General features: G+C 72.6%; 12 protein-coding genes. 4 read left to right on the forward strand and 8 right to left on the reverse strand.

Going from position 1 to position 17,166, the window contains the following annotated elements; all coding sequences use genetic code 11:
- The 6 genes from IA22_RS0122705 to IA22_RS0122735 all read right to left on the reverse strand — a co-directional run bounded on the left by IA22_RS0122705 (window position 1) and on the right by IA22_RS0122735 (window position 10,635).
- The gene (locus IA22_RS0122705) at window positions 1–3,651 is read right to left on the reverse strand and encodes a S8 family serine peptidase (RefSeq protein WP_030124668.1); all 3,651 of its coding nucleotides are present in this window, start codon (window positions 3,649–3,651) and stop codon (window positions 1–3) included.
- Between the two features lie 207 nt (window positions 3,652–3,858).
- The gene (locus IA22_RS0122715; protein ID WP_030124669.1) at window positions 3,859–4,998 is read right to left on the reverse strand and encodes an XdhC family protein; all 1,140 of its coding nucleotides are present in this window, start codon (window positions 4,996–4,998) and stop codon (window positions 3,859–3,861) included.
- A 43-nt stretch (window positions 4,999–5,041) separates the two neighbouring features.
- Window positions 5,042–6,499 carry an NCS2 family permease gene (locus IA22_RS0122720; protein ID WP_014153217.1) on the reverse strand — a complete coding sequence of 486 codons (1,458 nt, stop codon included), beginning with the start codon at window positions 6,497–6,499 and terminating at the stop codon, window positions 5,042–5,044.
- A gap of 226 nt (window positions 6,500–6,725) precedes the next feature.
- Window positions 6,726–9,143 carry a xanthine dehydrogenase family protein molybdopterin-binding subunit gene (locus tag IA22_RS0122725; protein ID WP_030124670.1) on the reverse strand — a complete coding sequence of 806 codons (2,418 nt, stop codon included), beginning with the start codon at window positions 9,141–9,143 and terminating at the stop codon, window positions 6,726–6,728.
- 2 nt (window positions 9,144–9,145) lie between these two features.
- Window positions 9,146–9,742 carry a (2Fe-2S)-binding protein gene (locus IA22_RS0122730; protein ID WP_014153219.1) on the reverse strand — a complete coding sequence of 199 codons (597 nt, stop codon included), beginning with the start codon at window positions 9,740–9,742 and terminating at the stop codon, window positions 9,146–9,148.
- A gap of 2 nt (window positions 9,743–9,744) precedes the next feature.
- A complete protein-coding gene (locus IA22_RS0122735) occupies window positions 9,745–10,635 on the reverse strand; it encodes an FAD binding domain-containing protein (protein WP_014153220.1) in 891 nt (296 codons plus the stop codon).
- Window positions 10,636–10,927: 292 nt separating this feature from the next.
- Between IA22_RS0122735 and IA22_RS0122740 the strand changes: the two genes are divergently transcribed.
- Entirely contained in the window at window positions 10,928–12,643 is a 1,716-nt protein-coding gene (locus IA22_RS0122740) for a PucR family transcriptional regulator (protein ID WP_030124671.1), read from the forward strand.
- A gap of 191 nt (window positions 12,644–12,834) precedes the next feature.
- Window positions 12,835–13,620 carry a hypothetical protein gene (locus IA22_RS0122745; RefSeq protein ID WP_030124672.1) on the forward strand — a complete coding sequence of 262 codons (786 nt, stop codon included), beginning with the start codon at window positions 12,835–12,837 and terminating at the stop codon, window positions 13,618–13,620.
- 28 nt (window positions 13,621–13,648) lie between these two features.
- Here the strand turns inward: IA22_RS0122745 and IA22_RS0122750 are convergent, their stop codons facing one another.
- Entirely contained in the window at window positions 13,649–14,395 is a 747-nt protein-coding gene (locus IA22_RS0122750; protein WP_014153223.1) for a GntR family transcriptional regulator, read from the reverse strand.
- 144 nt (window positions 14,396–14,539) lie between these two features.
- Here IA22_RS0122750 and IA22_RS0122755 point away from each other — a divergent pair, with 144 nt between their 5' ends.
- Both IA22_RS0122755 and IA22_RS0122760 read left to right on the forward strand, forming a co-directional pair.
- Window positions 14,540–15,388, forward strand: coding sequence for a (2Fe-2S)-binding protein (locus tag IA22_RS0122755; RefSeq protein ID WP_014153224.1), 849 nt, complete (start codon window positions 14,540–14,542; stop codon window positions 15,386–15,388).
- A gap of 205 nt (window positions 15,389–15,593) precedes the next feature.
- Window positions 15,594–16,679, forward strand: coding sequence for a DUF2637 domain-containing protein (locus IA22_RS0122760; protein WP_014153225.1), 1,086 nt, complete (start codon window positions 15,594–15,596; stop codon window positions 16,677–16,679).
- A gap of 3 nt (window positions 16,680–16,682) precedes the next feature.
- On the opposite strand, the gene IA22_RS0122765 is transcribed toward IA22_RS0122760, so the two are convergent.
- Entirely contained in the window at window positions 16,683–17,093 is a 411-nt protein-coding gene (locus IA22_RS0122765) for an ATP-binding protein (RefSeq protein ID WP_049799023.1), read from the reverse strand.
- Window positions 17,094–17,166 lie beyond the last annotated feature (73 nt).

Here is a 17,166-nt window from a genome sequence, read left to right on the forward strand (position 1 = left end):
TCACTTCAGGCCGAAGGCCTTGATGATCTCCTGGTCGACGGCCAGTCCGCCCGGGCCCTCGGTGTGTGCCCTGAGGGAGACCGAGGACGCGCCCTTCGCGGGTGTCCGCAGCTTCGCGGTCCACCGCCCCGCCGACCCCTTGCGCAGTTCCGCCGCACTCCAGGACGCGCCCTCGTCGTAGCTGACGGACAGCGAGGCCCGCGTGGCCTTCACCGCGCCGTCGAGCCATGCCTGGGTGCCGGACGCCAGGCCGACCTCGATCGTCCGGCCGGCCCTGACGTCACCCGCCAGGTCGGTGTCCACCTCGTAGTCCAGCTGGAGCAGCGGGATGTCGGCCCGCTCCGTGCCGTCCGGCAGAGCGCCCGAGAGGAAGTTCCACTCGGTGTGCGTCCGTGTGGAGGTCTTCCAGGTGGCCGCGTCCCGCTCCGAGTCGATGACCAGGCGGTACGGGAGCTTCCCGGCCGGCAGGTCCCAGACGTAACCGGCCCGGCCCGCACCCTTCTTGAGCAGGGTGTCGCCCTGGTGGAAGGCGAAGGACGTGGTGTCGTACTCGTCCGCGGGCATCGAGCCGGAGTGGCCCTCGCCCGAGTCCGTCCACGGCGTGATGTTGAACTGCACGTCGTTGTCGGCGGTACGGAACGGTCCCCAGTAGGCCGTTCCCAGCCGAGGGCCGGTCACCGGGGCGAACCAGTCGGCGCGGTAGGTGCGGCCGGCCGTGTGGTCGAGCTCGGCGCTGCGCATCTCGTGCGCCGTGTCGGAGGCGTCGGCGTTCAGCACGGAGTGGTTCTCGTACCAGAAGGAGTCGCCCGGCAGCGGGGTGACCCACTCGGTGCGGGTGCCCGGGAACTTCTCGTACTCCTCGAAGCCGATGCCGGGGCCGTAGTCCGGGATGTCGTAGCGGTAGCCGCCGCCCAGGGTCGCCTTGTGGCCGTAGAAGGTGTTCTCCACCTTCGCCAGCTGACGGGCCGACGGGGCGAAGGCCAGGGAGCGGTCGGGAACGGTCCCGTCGTGACGGTCCACCAGGTCGTAGACGTACGACGCGAACTTCCGCTGGTCGACGGAGAGTTTCCTGCCGTGTCGCGCCGCCTCGATCAGCGTCCCGCCGGCGCCCTTGCGCACCGAGGCGACCGGGATGGTGGTCTCCTCGCCGTACGGCGCGTAGCTCTCCATCGCGACTCCGCGGGCGTCGTTGACGACGAAGAGCGCCTTGGCGCCCGCCGCGAGGGCGTTGGCCAGCCGCTCGGCGGGCGGGACGGTGTCGCTGCGGGTGACGACGACGGCCTTGCCCTTGACGGCGCGGCCCTGGTAGTCGGCGGCCGCGCCGTTGCCGGCGAAGACCCCGGTGAGCTTCTGCTCGCTGTCCTCGGCGACGGACGAGCCGCTCTGCACCGTGACCGGGACGTCGCGGCCGTCGGCGGTGAGGTCGATCAGTTCCTCGCCCTGGCGCCAGCGGGTCAGGAAGCTGAAGTCGCCCTGGGTGACCTTCTTCGTGGGGCTCGCCCACAACTGGTCGTAGGTCAGCGGGATCTGGTAGGCGTCCCGCTGGACCACGCCCTCGGGGGAGGTGCGGGCCATGTCGTAGCGCAGCTGGCGGGTCTCGGTCTCCTGCGGGGTGCGCACGCTCACCCTGCGGGCCTTCGAGGCGTCGAGGGTGACGGTGGTGGCCTTGTCCAGGATCGTCTCGGGGGCCGAGAGGAACGCGACGGCCTTCGAGTCGGAGCGGTCGCCGTCGACGTCGGCCGAGGTCCAGGCGGTGTAGTTGCCCGGGGGCAGCCGCAGGGTGGTCTCACTGGAGACCTGGACCAGGCCGAGTTCGGTGTCCCCGAGCGCGGCGAGCACCACGGTTCCGTCCATCGGCTCGCCGTCCCGGTCCCGCAGACGGAGCGTCAGGTCGTGGAGCTCCCGCTCCTTGTTCACGGCGAAGCCGGTGTGCGCCACCGTGGCGCCTGACGGGTCGGTGGCGAGCACCTGGCCGGAGAAGCGGGTGTCGTTCGCGATCCTCGACGGGTCGATCGAGAGGACGGCCGCCGCGGTGGAACCGGCCGGGACGGTCAGCTCGGGCGTGGACAGCGTGTAGGCGGCGGCGTCCGTGTCGGTCGCCAGCTTCAGCGTGACGTCCTCGTCGCCCGTGTTGCGGTAGGTGAGGGTGCGCTCGGCGACCGCGTCCTGGGCGCTGTGCGGCCAGTCGTACGACGCGACCTCGACGGAGCCGGTGGCCTCGATCGCCGTGTCGACGGCGGCCTTCACGTCGAGGCGGCCGGTGCCCTGCTCGTACGGCGTGTGGTCGGGCAGCAGCTTCGACGAGCTCATCAGCGCGTCCTTGATGCGCTGACCGGACCACTCGGGGTGACGCTGCTTCAGGACGGCGGCGGCTCCGGCGACGTGCGGGGTGGCCATCGAGGTGCCCGACATCGACTGGTACATGCCGTCGATGCCGGGGACCGACCGGGAGGCGGCGGCGTTGATGTCGACGCCGGGGGCGGACAGGTCGGGCTTCAGGCCGTAGGAGCGCACGAGCGGGCCCATGGAGGAGAAGTCGGCCCGCCTGTCCTGCTTGTCGACGGCGGCGACGGTGAGCGCGCTCGCGGCGGAGCCGGGCGAGCCGATGGTGCCCGCGCCGTAGGCGTTGCCCGCGGCGATCACGAAGAGCGGGCCTCCGTCGGCGGACAGGGCGTCGACGGCCTGCGCCATCGGGTCGCCGCCGTCGTCCGGGATGCTGGATCCGAGGCTCATGGAGACGACGTCGGCGCCTTCGGCCTTCGCCCACTCCATGGCCTCGATGATGCCCGAGTCGGCGCCGGACCCCTCGTTGCTCAGGACCTTCCCGACGATCAGGTCGGCGGCGGGGGCCACGCCCTTGTTGGCGCCGTCCGACGCCGCGCCCGAGCCCGCGATGGTGGAGGCGACGTGCGTGCCGTGGCCGTTCCCGTCGACGACCTCCTCACCGGGGACGAAGCTCCTGGACTGCTTGACGCGGTCCTTGACGTCCGGGTGCGTCGCGTCGATGCCGGTGTCCAGGACGGCGACCGTGGTGCCCTTGCCGTCGAAGCCCTCCGCCCAGGCCTGCGGTGCGTTCACCTGCGGGACGGAGTCCTTGAGCGCCGCCTCGACCTTTCCGTCGAGCCAGAGCTTCGCGATGCCGCCGTCCAGCGAACGGCTCTTCCGCGTACGGGTGATGTCGTTCCAGAAGGCGCGGGCGTCGTCCTTGCCCGCCTTGAGCGCCATGCCGTGGACCGACTCCAGGGTGCGGACCTTCGTGCTGCCGCGTGGGGCGGTGGGCAGCGAACGCCCCGTGCCCGCCGCGTAGGTGGCGATCAGGGGGATGCCGCCGGAGCGACGGTCGTCGTAGCCCATCTCGACGAGTGTCGAGATGTTGAACAGTCGGCGGTCCAGCTTCTCCGCGGCCAGGAGGGCGCTCGCCTCGTCGGGGATGACGTAGAGGTCCTCCCCCGCCTGTCGCACGTGCACGCCGCCGGTGGCGCCCTCGGGGCGGTCGACGGTGACGGTGTCCTGTCCGCCCACGCCGTCCGTCCAGTGGACGACGTCGCCGGTGACCAGCGTGATGGCGTGGTCGCGGACCTCGGGTACGGGGCGGTCCCGGGTGGCCGACGGCTCGGGGGCGGCGGTGGCGGGGCCCGCCGCGGGGAGCATGACGCCGCTCACGAGGGCGACGGAGGTCGCTATGAGCAGAGCCCTGCGTCCCGCGCGAGCGGGTCTCGCCCGGCCGGAAACGGAGGAGAGGGAAAATGTCATGCAGCTGATCTACCGGTAAATCCGGGGCCGCGGACGGCTTCACCCCTGGCGTGAAACCGCCGTGGCGGCAATCCGCCCGGGGTGGACGGCCGACGACCGCGCGGTTCAGGCCACCGGGACCGGCGCGGGTCCGCTCTCGTGATGGATCGGGGTGTGCGCGCCCTTCAGCGGCAGTCCGGTGCCGCCACGCCGGTCGGCGACGATCTCCGCCGCGATGGAGAGAGCCGTCTCCTCGGGCGTACGCGCGCCGAGGTCGAGCCCGATCGGTGAGTGCAGCGCGGCCCGTTGGCGGTCGGTGACACCCGCCTCACGAAGCCGCTCGTCGCGCTCCAGATGGGTACGGCGGGAGCCCATCGCTCCGACGTAGGCGACCGGCAGCCGCAACGCCAGTTCCAGCAGGGGGACATCGAACTTGGGGTCGTGCGTGAGGACGCAGAGCACCGTGCGCGCGTCCACCTCGGTGCCGGCGAGGTAGCGGTGCGGCCAGTCGACGACGATCTCGTCGGCCTCGGGGAAACGGGCCGCGGTGGCGAAGACGGGGCGGGCGTCGCAGACGGTGACGCGGTAGCCGAGGAAGCGCCCGGCCCGCACCAGTGCGGCGGCGAAGTCGATGGCCCCGAAGACGATCATCCGGGGCGGCGGGACGCTCGACTCGACGAGCAGGGTCAGCGGGCTGCCGCAGCGGGTGCCCTCGGCGCCGATGACGAGTTCCCCGGTGCATCCGGTGTCGAGCATCGCGCGGGCCTCGGCGGCAGCCGTGCGGTCGAGCTCGGCGGGTCCGCCGAGCCCGCCGGCGTACGCGCCGTCGGGGTGGACGAGCAGGGGCCGGCCGAGCAGTTCGGCGGGCCCTTCGGTGACGCGGGCGACCGCCGCCGCGCGCCCTTCGGCGGCGGCGGCGAACGCGGCGGCGAACACCGGGCGCGCGGGGTCGTCCGCGCGCACCGGGGTCACCAGGATGTCGATGACGCCTCCGCAGGTCAGGCCGACGGCGAAGGCGTCGTCGTCGCTGTAGCCGAAGCGTTCGCGGACGGTCGTGCCGTCCTCGATCGCCTGCCGGCACAGCTCGTACACCGCGCCCTCCACGCATCCGCCGGAGACCGAGCCGACAGCCGTGCCGTCACTGTCCACGGCGAGGGCGGCACCGGGCTGCCGGGGCGCGCTGCCGCCGACGGCCACCACGGTGGCCACGGCGAACGAGCGTCCCTGCCCGGCCCACCGGTGGAGCTCCTCGGCGATGTCCAGCATGGCGTGTCTCCGTTCTGACCGATGTGCGGGGGCGTGGCGGGCGTCAGCTGACGCCCAGCCAGCTCTCGATGGGATGGAGGGCGAAGTACACGACGAAGACCAGCGTCAGGACCCACATGAAGACGCCGACCTCACGGGCCCTGCCCTGGGCGAGCTTGATGGCCGCGTACGAGATGACGCCCGCGGCCACCCCGGTGGTGATGGTGTAGGTGAACGGCATCAGGACGACGGTGAGGAAGACCGGGACGGCGACCGAGCGGTCCGCCCAGTCCACGTGCCGGGCGTTCTGCATCATCATGGCGCCGATGACGACCAGGGCGGCGGAGGCGACCTCGGCCGGCACGATCGCGGTGAGCGGGGTGAAGAAGAGGCAGGCGGCGAAGAAGAGCCCGGTGACGACCGAGGCGAGCCCGGTACGGGCGCCCTCGCCGACGCCGGTCGCCGACTCGACGAACACGGTCTGGCCGGAGCCTCCGGCGACGCCGCCGATCGCCCCGCCCGCGCCGTCGATGAACAGGGCCTTCGACAGGCCGGGCATGCGGCCCTTGTCGTCCGCGAGCTTCGCCTCCGTACCGACTCCGATGATGGTGGCCATCGCGTCGAAGAAGCCGGCCAGGACGAGTGTGAAGACGATCAGGCCGACGGTCATCACGCCGACGTCGCCCCAGCCGCCGAACTCGACGTTCCCGAAGAGCGAGAAGTCGGGCGAGGAGACCGCGCCGCCGCTCAGTTCGGGCGGGCCACTGCTCCACGCCTTCGGGTCGATGTCGCAGACGGCGTTGACGACGAGCGCGCCCAGGGTGCCGACGACGATGCCGATCAGGATGGCGCCGGGGACGTCGCGCGCCTGCAGCACGAAGATCAGCAGCAGGGTGACGGCGAAGACGAGGACGGGCCAGCCGGCGAGTTCACCGGCGGGGCCGAGGGACAGCGGGGTCGCGGTGCCCTGGTGGACGAAGCCGGCCTTGAAGAGGCCGATGAGGGCGATGAAGAGGCCGATCCCGATGGTGATGCCGTGTTTCAGGGCGAGCGGGATGGCGTTCATGATCATTTCACGGAGGCCGGTGACGACGAGCAGGCAGATCACCAGCCCGTAGATCACGCACATGCCCATGGCCTGCGGCCAGGTCATGACCGGCGCCACCTGCGACGCGAGCACGCCGGACACGCTCAGCCCGGCGGCGAGCGCCAGCGGCACCTTGCCGACGAAGCCCATCAGCAGGGTGGTGGCCGCCGCCGCGAGGGCGGTGGCGGTGATCAGCCCCGACCGGCCGAGCACCTGGCCGTCGACGTCCTCGCCGCCGAGGATGAGCGGGTTGAGCAGAAGGATGTACGCCATGGCCATGAAGGTCGTGACGCCGCCGCGCACTTCGCGTGCGACGGTCGATCCGCGTTCGGATATGTGGAAGTACCGGTCGAGCCAGGACCGTCCGGCGGGGACGCGCGAGCCGGGGCCCGCGTCCTCCGCGCCTGTCCTGGGTTCCACGGACTGCTGGGTCATGTTGCCTGACTCCCAAGGTTCACAGGGGCACCCGCGTGGAGCTGTGTTGACTGCGGGATTTGGGATGAGCGCGAGGCGCACGACCCGGGGGACGGCCCGAGACGAACTCTTCGTACGGATGGTGCGGTCGGTGCGGTTGGTGCGGTGACTCCGGACGGCGCGCGGCGCGGGGAAGTGTGACGTTCACGGCAGGTGCGCACCGCCCGGAGGGTCTTCGGCGGAGCCGTCAGGTCCCGGTGATGTGCTCGGGGCGCACCGGGGTCCTGTTGAGCTCGAGGCCCGTCGCGTTCCTGATCGCCGCGAGGACGGCCGGGGTGGACGACAGGGTCGGGGCCTCGCCGATGCCGCGCAGCCCGTAGGGGGCGTGGTCGTCGGCGAGTTCGAGCACGTCGACCGGGATGGTCGGGGTGTCGAGGATGGTGGGGATCAGGTAGTCGGTGAAGGAGGGGTTGCGCACCTTCGCCGTCTTCGGGTCGACGATGATCTCCTCCATGACGGCGACCCCCAGCCCCTGGGTGGTGCCGCCCTGGATCTGGCCCTCGACCGACAGCGGGTTGAGCGCCTTGCCGACGTCCTGGGCGCAGGCGAGCTCGATGACCTTGACCAGGCCGAGTTCGGTGTCGACCTCCACGACCGCGCGGTGTGCGGCGAAGGAGTACTGGACGTGGCCGTTGCCCTGCCCGGTGCGCAGGTCGAAGGGTTCGGTGGGCCGGTGGCGCCACTCCAGCTCGACGTCGACCGCCTCGTCCTCCAGCACGTCGGCCAGCGAGGCGAGCGCCTCACCCCCGTCGGTGACGACCTTGCCGCCCTCCAGGAGGAGTTCGGCGGTGGCCCAGGCGGGGTGGTACGTGCCGAACTTGCGGCGGCCGATCTCCAGGACCCGTTCCCGGACGGCTTCGCAGGAGTGCTTCACGGCGCCCCCGGTGACGTACGTCTGCCGGGAGGCGGAGGTGGAGCCGGCCGAGCCGACCCGGGTGTCCGCCGGGTGGATGGTCACCTGGTTGACGCCCAGTTCGGTGCGGGCGATCTGGGCGTGGACGGTGACGCCGCCCTGGCCGACCTCGGCCATCGCGGTGTGCACGGTCGCGACCGGTTCCCCGTTGATGACCTCCATCCGCACCCGGGCGGTGGAGTAGTCGTCGAAGCCCTCGGAGAAGCCGACGTTCTTCAGCCCGACGGCGTAGCCCACACCCCGCACGACACCTTCGCCGTGGGTCGTGTTGGACAGGCCTCCGGGAAGGGCGCGTACGTCGACGGAGCTGCCGTCGGCGTCGGCCGCGAGCCACTGCCGCTCGGGCGGGAGGGGCCTCGCCTTGACGCGGCGCAGCAGCTCGGCGACCGGGGCCGGCGAGTCGACGGCCTGTCCGGTGGGGAGCAGGGTGCCCTGCTCCATGGCGTTCAGCTGCCGGAGTTCGACCGGGTCCATGTCCAGGGCGGCGGCGAGCTTGTCCATCTGGGCCTCGTAGGCGAAGCAGGCCTGGACCGCTCCGAAGCCGCGCATGGCGCCGCAGGGCGGGTTGTTGGAGTAGAGGGCGATCGCCTCGATGTCGACGTGCTCGACCGCGTACGGTCCGACCGCGAGCGAGGAGGCGTTGCCGACGACGGCCGGGGAGGCGGAGGCGTAGGCACCGCCGTCCAGCACGATCCGGCACTTCATGTGGGTGAGCTTGCCGTCCTTGGTGGCACCGTGCTCGTAGTGGAGCTTCGCGGGGTGGCGGTGGACGTGTCCGAAGAAGGACTCGAAGCGGTTGTAGACCATCTTGACCGGCTTGCCGGTGCGCAGCGCGAGCAGGCAGGCGTGGATCTGCATCGACAGGTCCTCGCGTCCGCCGAAGGCGCCGCCGACGCCGGAGAGCGTCATGCGGACCTTGTCCTCGGGCAGGCCGAGGACGGGGGCGATCTGGCGGAGGTCCGAGTGCAGCCACTGGGTGGCGACGTACAGCTCCACACCGCCGTCCTCGGACGGTACGGCGAGGCCGGACTCCGGGCCGAGGAAGGCCTGGTCCTGCATGCCGAAGACGTAGTCGCCGGTGATGATCACGTCGGCCCGCGCGGCGGCCCCGTCGGCGTCGCCCCGGACGATGGGCTGGCGGTGGACGATGTTGGGGTGCGGCACGTGCCCGATGTGGTGGTCGGTGCGGCCCTCGTGGACGAGCACCGCGCCGGGCGCCGTCGCGGACGCCTCGTCCGTGACGACCGGCAGTTCCGCGTAGTCGATACGGATCCTGGCGGCGGCGCGGCGCGCGGTCTCGGGGTGGTCGGCGGCGACCAGTGCCACGGGTTCACCGTGGTGGCGGACCTTGCCGTGGGCGAGGACGGGGGTGTCCTGGATCTCCAACCCGTAGTTCTTCATCTCGGCGGGCAGGTCGTCGTAGGTGAGGACGGCGTACACGCCGGGGGTGGCGAGGGCCTCGCCGATGTCGACGGAGCGGATCTCGGCGTGGGCGACGGTGGAGCGGAGCGTGTGGCCCCACAGCATGTCCTCGTGCCACATGTCCGAGGAGTACGCGAACTCGCCGGTGACCTTGAGGGTGCCGTCGGGGCGCAGGGTGGACTCGCCGATGCCACCCCGGGTCTGCGACCCCTGGGTGATCCTGGTGGGGGTGCCGGCCGGTACGGACGCGGCTCGTGGGTGCAGCGCCATGGCTATCGGACCGCCTCTTCCTGACGGGCGGCCGCGAGGCGGACCGCGTCGAGGATCTTCTCGTAACCGGTGCAGCGGCAGAGGTTGCCGGAGAGTGCCTCGCGGATGTCCTGGTCGGAGGGCGAGGGACGCGTCTCCAGCAGCTCGTCCGCCGCGACCAGCAGGCCGGGGGTGCAGAAGCCGCACTGGACCGCGCCTGCGTCGATGAACGCCTGCTGGATCGGGGAGAGTTCGGCGGCCTCGGCGCTCTGCGCGTCGGCGGGCCCGGCCTGCCACCGCCGGGCGGCGTCGAGCGAGGTGCCGCAGGTGCCGGCGGCGCAGCCCGCGCCGGGGTGGGCGTCGTCGCGGTGCCGGGCGTAGTCCGCCAGCCCCTCGACGGTGACGATCTCGCGTCCTTCCGCCTGGCCTGCCGCGACGAGACAGGAACAGACCGGCACACCGTCGAGGCGGACCGTGCAGGAGCCGCATTCGCCCTGTTCGCAGGCGTTCTTGGAACCGGGCAGGCCCATGCGCTCGCGCAGGACGTACAGCAGGGACTCGCCCTCCCACACGTCGTCCGCCTCCTGCTTACGGCCGTTGACCGTGAAGTTCACTCGCATGATCAAGCAGCTCCTTCGAGGGTGCGTCCCGCTCCGCGGTACTGCTCCCAGGTCCAGCCCAGCGTGCGGCGGGCCATGATGCCGACGGCGTGCCGGCGGTAGGCGGCGGTTCCCCGTACGTCGTCGATGGGGTTGCAGGCCCCGGCCGCGAGCTGGGCGAACTGCTTGGCCACGGACGGGGTGATGATCTTGCCGCTCTCCCAGAACCCGCCCTCCTCCAGCGCGGCGTTCAGGAAGTCCTCGGCCTCCTTCGCCCGGACCGGGGTCGGGGCGGCGGAGCCGATGCCGGTGCGCACGGTGCGGCTTCCGGGGTGGAGCGCGAGGCCGAAGGCGCAGACGGCGATGACCATCGCGTTGCGGGTGCCCACCTTGGAGTACTGCTGGGGGCCGTCGGCCTTCCTGATGTGCACGGCCCGGATGAGCTCGTCCGGGGCGAGGGCGTTGCGCTTGACGCCGGTGTAGAAGTCGTCGATCGGGATCATCCGCGTCCCCCGTACGGACGCGGCCTCGACCTCGGCGCCCGCGGCGAGCAGCGCCGGGTGGGCGTCCCCGGCGGGTGATGCGGTGCCCAGGTTTCCGCCGACGCCGCCGCGGTTGCGGATCTGCGGCGAGGCGACGGTGTGCGAGGCGAGGGCGAGCCCGGGCAGCTCGGTCCGCAGGTTCTCCATGACGGCGCTGTAGGGCACGGAGGCCCCGAGACGCACGCTGTCCGGGCCGACCTGCCACTCGGACAGCTCACCGATGCGGTTCAGGTCCATGAGGTGTCCGGGCCGCCGGTGGTCGAAGTTGATCTCGACCATCACGTCGGTGCCACCCGCGATGGGCACAGCCGTCGGGTGCTCGGCCTTGGCGGCGAGCGCCTCCTCCCAGCTGGCGGGGCGAAGGAAGTCCATGAGTGGCTCTCTTCTTCTTCTCGGTCGGGTCGTTCGGCTGGGGCTGGGGACGGCCGGCCCGTCGGCCCGCCGTGCTGCGACGGAGGCCGTTCCTGTGTTGTTGACGCGGTGTGTGGCCCAGTACACAAGCCTTGCTCCACTCGGTGCAGTCACCGAAACCATGAAGGAATTGGCTGGTCCCCGTTCCCGTCTTGTAGATTCGAACGAATGGCGGGTCGCGGTAACCTCACCGCAATTCACAGGAGACTCCGCCGTCCCACCGCACCCACGAAGAGATCGGCGGCAATCGACGATGCGGCTGCGCGCACTGCTGGACACCGAGGCGCTGGGCCTGCGGCTGCTCGGCGGCGAGGACGAGCTGGACCGTTCGGTCCGGGGCGTCATGACCACCGACCTGCGCGACCCCAGCCGCTATCTCTCCGGCGGTGAGCTGGTCCTCACGGGACTGGCCTGGCGCCGGGACGCGTCGGACTCCGAGCCGTTCGTACGGCTCCTGACGAACGCCGGGGTGGCGGGTCTGGCCGCGGGTGAGGCGGAGCTCGGGGCCGTCCCCGACGACCTGGTCGAGGCGTGCCTGCGGAACCGGCTGCCGCTCTTCGCGGTCAACGAGACGGTGGCATTCGCGACGATCACCGAACACGTGGTGCGCCAGGTCTCCGGCGAGCGGGCCGGGGACCTCGCCGCGGTCGTCGACCGCCACCGCAGGCTGATGACCTCGGGCCCGGCGGGCGGCGGCCCCGAGGTGGTCCTCGACCTGCTCACCTCCGACCTGGACCTGCGTGCCTGGGTCCTGTCCCCCACCGGCCGGCAGATCGCCGGAGCCGGCGAGGCCCTGCCACCGCGGGTGGGCGCGCGGCTGGCCGGTCTGCACCTCGCGGCGACCCGCACCGGCCGCCCCGGGCCGCACCCCGCGGAGGTGGACGGCACCGCATATTCGCTGTTCCCGATCCGGAACACCGGCCGCGCGGCGCTGCCCGTCCCGTCCCCCGATGTGCGTGAGTCGGTGCTCTCGGACTGGCTGCTGGCCGTGGCGGCGGACGCCGGGGACTGGCCGGCCGCCCGGCTGGACCTGCTCCAGGGCGTCACTCAGCTCATCGCGGTCGAGCGGGACCGCCGCGACGCCGCACGCGCGGTACGCCGCAGACTCGCCCAGGAGGTCCTGGAGCTGGTCCAGACGGGCGCCGCCCCCGCCGAGATCGCCGCCCGGCTGCGGGTGGCCGCCCCGGTCCTGTTGCCGGGGCTGGGCACCGCGCCGCACTGGCAGGTGGTGGTGGCCCGCGTCGAGTGGGCGCGGGAGGACACGGCGCAGCCGGCCGGCCGGGCCGCGCAGGCCCTGCTGGAGGAGATCCTCGTCGACCCGACGGTGACGGGCCCCGACTCCGCGGACCGGATCGCCGTGGCGTACGCCGGGGAGGAGGCCGTCGCCCTCGTCCCGCTGACGGCGCTCGCCTCCCGGCCCCCGGAAGAGGCCGGCGCGTCGGCGGAGTCCGCCGACGCGGAGCAGCTGGAGGCCGCGCTGCACGCCGACGCGCTCCTCGACGCCGTCCGGGAGCCTCTCTCCGCCGGACTCGGCGACGACGGGCGGCTGACACTGGGTGTCAGCGCGGCCGTGCACTCCGCCGAGGGGCTGCGCGGCGCGCTGGAGGAGGCCCGGCACGCCCGCCGGGTCGCCGCGGCCCGGCCGGGCGCGGTCTGCGCGGCCGGCCACCACGAGCTCGCCTCGCACGTCCTGCTGCTGCCCTTCGTCCCGGACGACGTCCGCCGCGCCTTCACGGCGCGGCTGCTGGACCCGCTGCGCGACTACGACCGTCGGCACCGCGCGGAGCTGATCGAGACGCTGGAGGCCTTCCTGGACTGCGACGGCTCCTGGACCCGCTGCGCGGCCCGGCTGCACCTCCACGTCAACACACTGCGCTACCGCGTCGGACGTATCGAGCAGTTGACGGGACGTGACCTCTCGCGCCTCGAGGACAAGCTCGACTTCTTCCTCGCCCTGCGTATGAGCTGACGTCCGGGCGTATCACGGCCCTGCGGGGCTCCGGGCGATTGTGAAATCTTTCACCTGACATTGATCCCACCCCTTGGCCCGGCGTGCCATTCCGTGCTGAGATGCGCGCAGACCCTGGCCGACCGGCTTTCGCCGGCAGGCCTCCACAGCTCGATGGCGCGCTCGGGGAGGGCAATGTGGCGCATACCGCCATGTCTGGTTCCGGAACGACAGCAGATGACGATCCGCCGCTCCAGACCGCGGTATGGCGGCTGCGCTCGCGGGCCTGCTGGACGGACGCGGCCGCGCTCCTCGGACCGCAGGCGGCCACCGACGCCGCGGCCGCCCTCCAGCGGACCTCGCTCCTCACCGAGCGGTGCCTCTACACGGGTACCGGCTGGACCGACGCCGAGGACGCGCTGCGCACCGCCGAGGCCCTCGCCCAGGACGACTCCGAGCGCGGGGCGGCGGCGTGCGAGCGCGGCTACCTCGCCTACGCGTCCACCCTGCTCGGTGCGCGCGACCGGGCCGACGAGGCCAGCGTGGCTCTCAGCAGGGCCGCCGCCCTGCTGCCGCCCTCCGCATCCGGCCGTCCGCTGCTGGACTTCCGCCGGGGCCTGATCGCGCAGAACATCGCCGACTCGCCCCAGGCCGCCCGCGCCGCCTACCGCCGGGCGCACGCCGGCGCCACCGACCGGGGCGACGAACTGCTGCTCTCCTTCACCTGGCGGCACCTGGCCTCGCTCGCGCTGCGCGAGGGGGAACGCGCGGAGGCGCGGCACGGCTTCGCCGAGTCGCTGCGGATAAGGGAGGAGCTGGGCTATCTCGTGGGTACGGCTCCGGCGCTCATCTCGCTGGCGGACGCCGAGCCGGAACCCGAGGCGGCCGCCCGGCTGCGCGCGGAGGCCGGCCGGCTGTTCAGGCTGCTGGGCGGTGTGCCCACCTGGCTCGCCCCCCGGCTGGATCCACCGCCCCCCGGGACCGCCGGGGCGAACTGACGTACCGGGCCGCCCGGCCCGGCCCGCGTCAGAGGTCCGCGCCGTTGAAGTGCTCACGCACGAGGGACCGCACCACGGTGAGGTCCTGGGCGATGAGCGCGTCGAGCAGGGCCGTGTGCTCCGAGGCGTCCGCGAGCAGTTCGGCCCCGCGGCCGGCGGGGCCGTCGACCAGCGGCCACTGGGAGCGGCGGTGGAGGTCGTCGGCGACCGACACGAGCTGCTGGTTGCCGGACAGCGCGAGCACGGCGCGGTGGAAGGCGCGGTCGCTCTCGGCGTACGCCGCCCGGTCGCCCACGGCCGCCGCCGCGACCGTGGCGTCGGCGAGCGGGCGCAGCGCGCACCAGCCGGCGGCCGGGACGGTGCGGGCGAGCCGCAGCATGACGGGGACCTCGATCAGCGCGCGCACCTCGGCGAGCTCCGCCAGCTCCCGGGGGCCTCTCGTGCTGACGCGGAAGCCGCGGTTCGGCACGACCTCGACGGCGCCCTCGACGGCCAGCTGCTGCATCGCCTCGCGCACCGGGGTGGCCGACACGCCGAAGCGGGTTCCGAGCGCGGGGGCGGAGTAGACCTCGCCCGGAGCGAGCTCTCCGCCGACCAGCGCGGCACGCAGGGCGTCCAGGATCTGGCCCCGCACGGAGTGCCGCTGGACCGTGCGGGGGGCGGACGGCTCGCCGTGGGTGTGTTCGCCGCGTGCCTGTTCGGGCACGCGGATGTCCTGCGGGGTGCCCGAGGGCGCGTACGGCCGCGCGTCCTCACGCGCTCTGCCCTGCTCCACGGGTACCTCCTCCAACCGGTGGCCCGGCTCGCGCGCGCGGGGCCACCTGTGCACGATAGGCGGAGCGGGCGGCAGTTCAAACACCGATCTCTTCGGGTAAGGTAAGGCTTACCTGCAAAAAGATCGTGATTCGGTGGTCCCTGAATGACCGTGCCCGCCCTGCTCACCGCCACCGCCCCGTCCCCGCTGACGGCGCCTTACGAACGTCTGGCCGAGGTCTTCCCCGGGCTGCGGGCGGAGGTGCTCGCCGACGACGTCGCGGCCCCCTCCGGCGACGGCTGGGTCGGTGCCGCCGCGCTGGCGGCGGGCGGAGCCGAGCTGGACGACTTCCTGGCCTGGGACGAGGCGCAGGTGCTGCGGGACTACGGCACACGGGCCCGCCCGGACGTGGTGGCGAGCTTCGGGCTGCACCGTTACGCGTGGCCCGCCTGCCTCCTGGTGACCCTGCCGTGGTTCACGCACCGCCGGGTGCCGCGGATCCCCGTCGCGGATGTCAGCTTCCACCGCGGCCTGGGCCATCTGACCCTCCGCGTCGGCGAGTTCGCCTGCCTGCCCGACGACCCGGCGGCAGAGACGCCCGGCGCGCGGGTCGTGCCCGACGAGGCGGCCCTGCGGGCCGAGGTCCTCGACGCGGTCGCGCAGCACATCGGCCCGGTGCTGGACGGCTTCCGTCCGCGCATGAGGCGCGGGAAGCGGGCCCTGTGGGGCATGGCCACCGACGAGATCGTCGAGGGCCTCTGGTACGTCGCCCATCTGCTCGGTGAGGAGGGCCGGGCGATGAGGGAGCTGGAACTGCTGCTGCCGGGCACCACCAAGCCCTACGTGGGCACGGCCGGCTTCCGCGAACTCACCGGCCCGAACGGCGAATCGCTCCCCACCCGCGACCGCGCGAGCTGCTGCCTCTTCTACACCCTGCGGCCCGAGGACACCTGCGTCACCTGCCCGCGCACCTGCGACGCGGACCGCGTCCGGAAACTGACGCCCGCCACCTGAGGCGTTCGACGACTCACACCCCCCGTTCGGGTGACCCTGATTCGAACGCAACTCGGCCTCCCAGGGCGGGCATTCGAAAAGATTCCGCCCAACGATGAAGCCCGCCGACCCAATGGCGTTCACTTGTCCCGAAACCCCCCTGAGCGCGGCGATGTTTCCGTCACGATGGCGCACGAAACGCCCTACGTGACGCAAGGGACCGCGCATGAGACTGACCGACATATCGCTTGACTGGCTGCTTCCGGGCGCCGTACTGCTCGTGGGGGTCATGGCGGCGGTGACGGTGGTCGCGCGCGGCAAGCGCGCCGCTGAGAAGGCCGCGGCCGACGACAGCTGGGAACGCAGCGAGGAGCGCCGCAGGCGCAAGGAGGCGCTCTACGCCACCGCCTCCTACGTCCTGCTGTTCTGCTGTGCCGCGGTCGCCGCCGCCCTGTCCTTCCACGGCCTCGTCGGCTTCGGCCGGCAGAACCTCAGCCTCAGCGGGGGCTGGGAGTACCTCGTACCCTTCGGCCTCGACGGGGCCGCGATGTTCTGTTCGGTCCTCGCCGTCCGCGAGGCCAGCCACGGTGACGCGGCTCTGGGCTCGCGGCTCCTGGTGTGGACGTTCGCCGGGGCGGCCGCCTGGTTCAACTGGGTGCACGCCCCGCGCGGCATGGACCACGCGGGCGCCCCGCACTTCTTCGCGGGCATGTCCCTCTCGGCGGCGGTGCTGTTCGACCGCGCCCTGAAGCAGACCCGCCGTGCGGCGCTGCGCGAGCAGGGCCTCGTGCCCCGCCCGCTGCCGCAGATCCGGATCGTGCGGTGGCTGCGCGCCCCCAGGGAGACCTTCGGCGCCTGGTCGCTGATGCTCCTCGAGGGCGTACGCACCCTGGACGAGGCGGTGGACGAGGTACGCGAGGATCGCCGGGAGAGGGAACAGGACCGGCACCGCCGGAGGGACCAGGCGAAGCTGGACCGGGCGCGCATCAAGGCCCTGAACCGGCAGAACCGGGTCTGGGGGCGCGGCGGCCGGACCGGTCGCCAGGTGGACGTCCAGGCCATCGCCCCGGCACCGGGCGGCGGCCCACCGGCCGTCGCGGAGCCCGCCATAACGGAGCAGGGGCAACTGCCGCTGCGCCCCCGGCCGTCCCTGCAAGCCGTGAACGGCCCGAACTCCAGGAGTACGTCGGCACAGAACACGAGCGGTGACCCCGCGACCGTCGACCTCACCGCCGAGGACGACACCCAGGCCCTGCCCCGGCTCGATTCGCTGGAGCAGAAACTGAAGGACCTGGAGCAGCAGTTCGGCTGAGCGTCAGGGTGTGACGACGTTCAGTTCGAACCAGACCACCTTGCCCAGCGCCTTGGCCGTGACTCCCCAGGAGTCCGCCAGGCTCTGGACGAGCAGAAGTCCCCTGCCGTGCGTACCGTCGTCGGCGTTCGGTACGTACGGCGCGGGCTCCTGCCCGGCCGTGAAGTCACGCACCTCCACCCGCAGTCGCGCGGCCATGGACGTCACCGTGACCACGGCGCCGTTCCTCGTGTGGATGAGCGCGTTCGTCACCAGCTCACTGAGCAGGAGCTCGGCCACATCGGTCTCCTCCGGCCGGCGCCTGCACCGGAGGAAGTCCCGCAGCGCCGCCCGTATCTCCCCGACGGCCGAGAGGTCGGCGTGGCCGACTCTGCGGTACAGCCGCACCGGCGGGCTCTCCTGTCGCATCGCCATGTCCCCCGCACGCACGCTGAATCGGCCTCCCCTGATTCCGTTTCATGACGTCATGTCTCGAACGCCTTCACGG

The organism is Kitasatospora papulosa (assembly GCF_000717245.1).
Classification (GTDB): Bacteria; Actinomycetota; Actinomycetes; order Streptomycetales; family Streptomycetaceae; genus Streptomyces; species Streptomyces papulosus.

Coding starts and splice junctions, on each gene's coding strand:
- IA22_RS0122740 (WP_030124671.1), top strand. CDS start 10,928: ATGCGGCTGCGCGCACTGCTGGACACCGAGGCGCTGGGCCTGCGGCTG.
- IA22_RS0122705 (WP_030124668.1), bottom strand. CDS start 3,651: ATGCTCCCCGCGGCGGGCCCCGCCACCGCCGCCCCCGAGCCGTCGGCC.
- IA22_RS0122720 (WP_014153217.1), bottom strand. CDS start 6,499: ATGACCCAGCAGTCCGTGGAACCCAGGACAGGCGCGGAGGACGCGGGC.
- IA22_RS0122765 (WP_049799023.1), bottom strand. CDS start 17,093: ATGGCGATGCGACAGGAGAGCCCGCCGGTGCGGCTGTACCGCAGAGTC.
- IA22_RS0122725 (WP_030124670.1), bottom strand. CDS start 9,143: ATGGCGCTGCACCCACGAGCCGCGTCCGTACCGGCCGGCACCCCCACC.
- IA22_RS0122745 (WP_030124672.1), top strand. CDS start 12,835: ATGTCTGGTTCCGGAACGACAGCAGATGACGATCCGCCGCTCCAGACC.
- IA22_RS0122755 (WP_014153224.1), top strand. CDS start 14,540: ATGACCGTGCCCGCCCTGCTCACCGCCACCGCCCCGTCCCCGCTGACG.
- IA22_RS0122730 (WP_014153219.1), bottom strand. CDS start 9,742: ATGCGAGTGAACTTCACGGTCAACGGCCGTAAGCAGGAGGCGGACGAC.
- IA22_RS0122735 (WP_014153220.1), bottom strand. CDS start 10,635: ATGGACTTCCTTCGCCCCGCCAGCTGGGAGGAGGCGCTCGCCGCCAAG.
- IA22_RS0122715 (WP_030124669.1), bottom strand. CDS start 4,998: ATGCTGGACATCGCCGAGGAGCTCCACCGGTGGGCCGGGCAGGGACGC.
- IA22_RS0122760 (WP_014153225.1), top strand. CDS start 15,594: ATGAGACTGACCGACATATCGCTTGACTGGCTGCTTCCGGGCGCCGTA.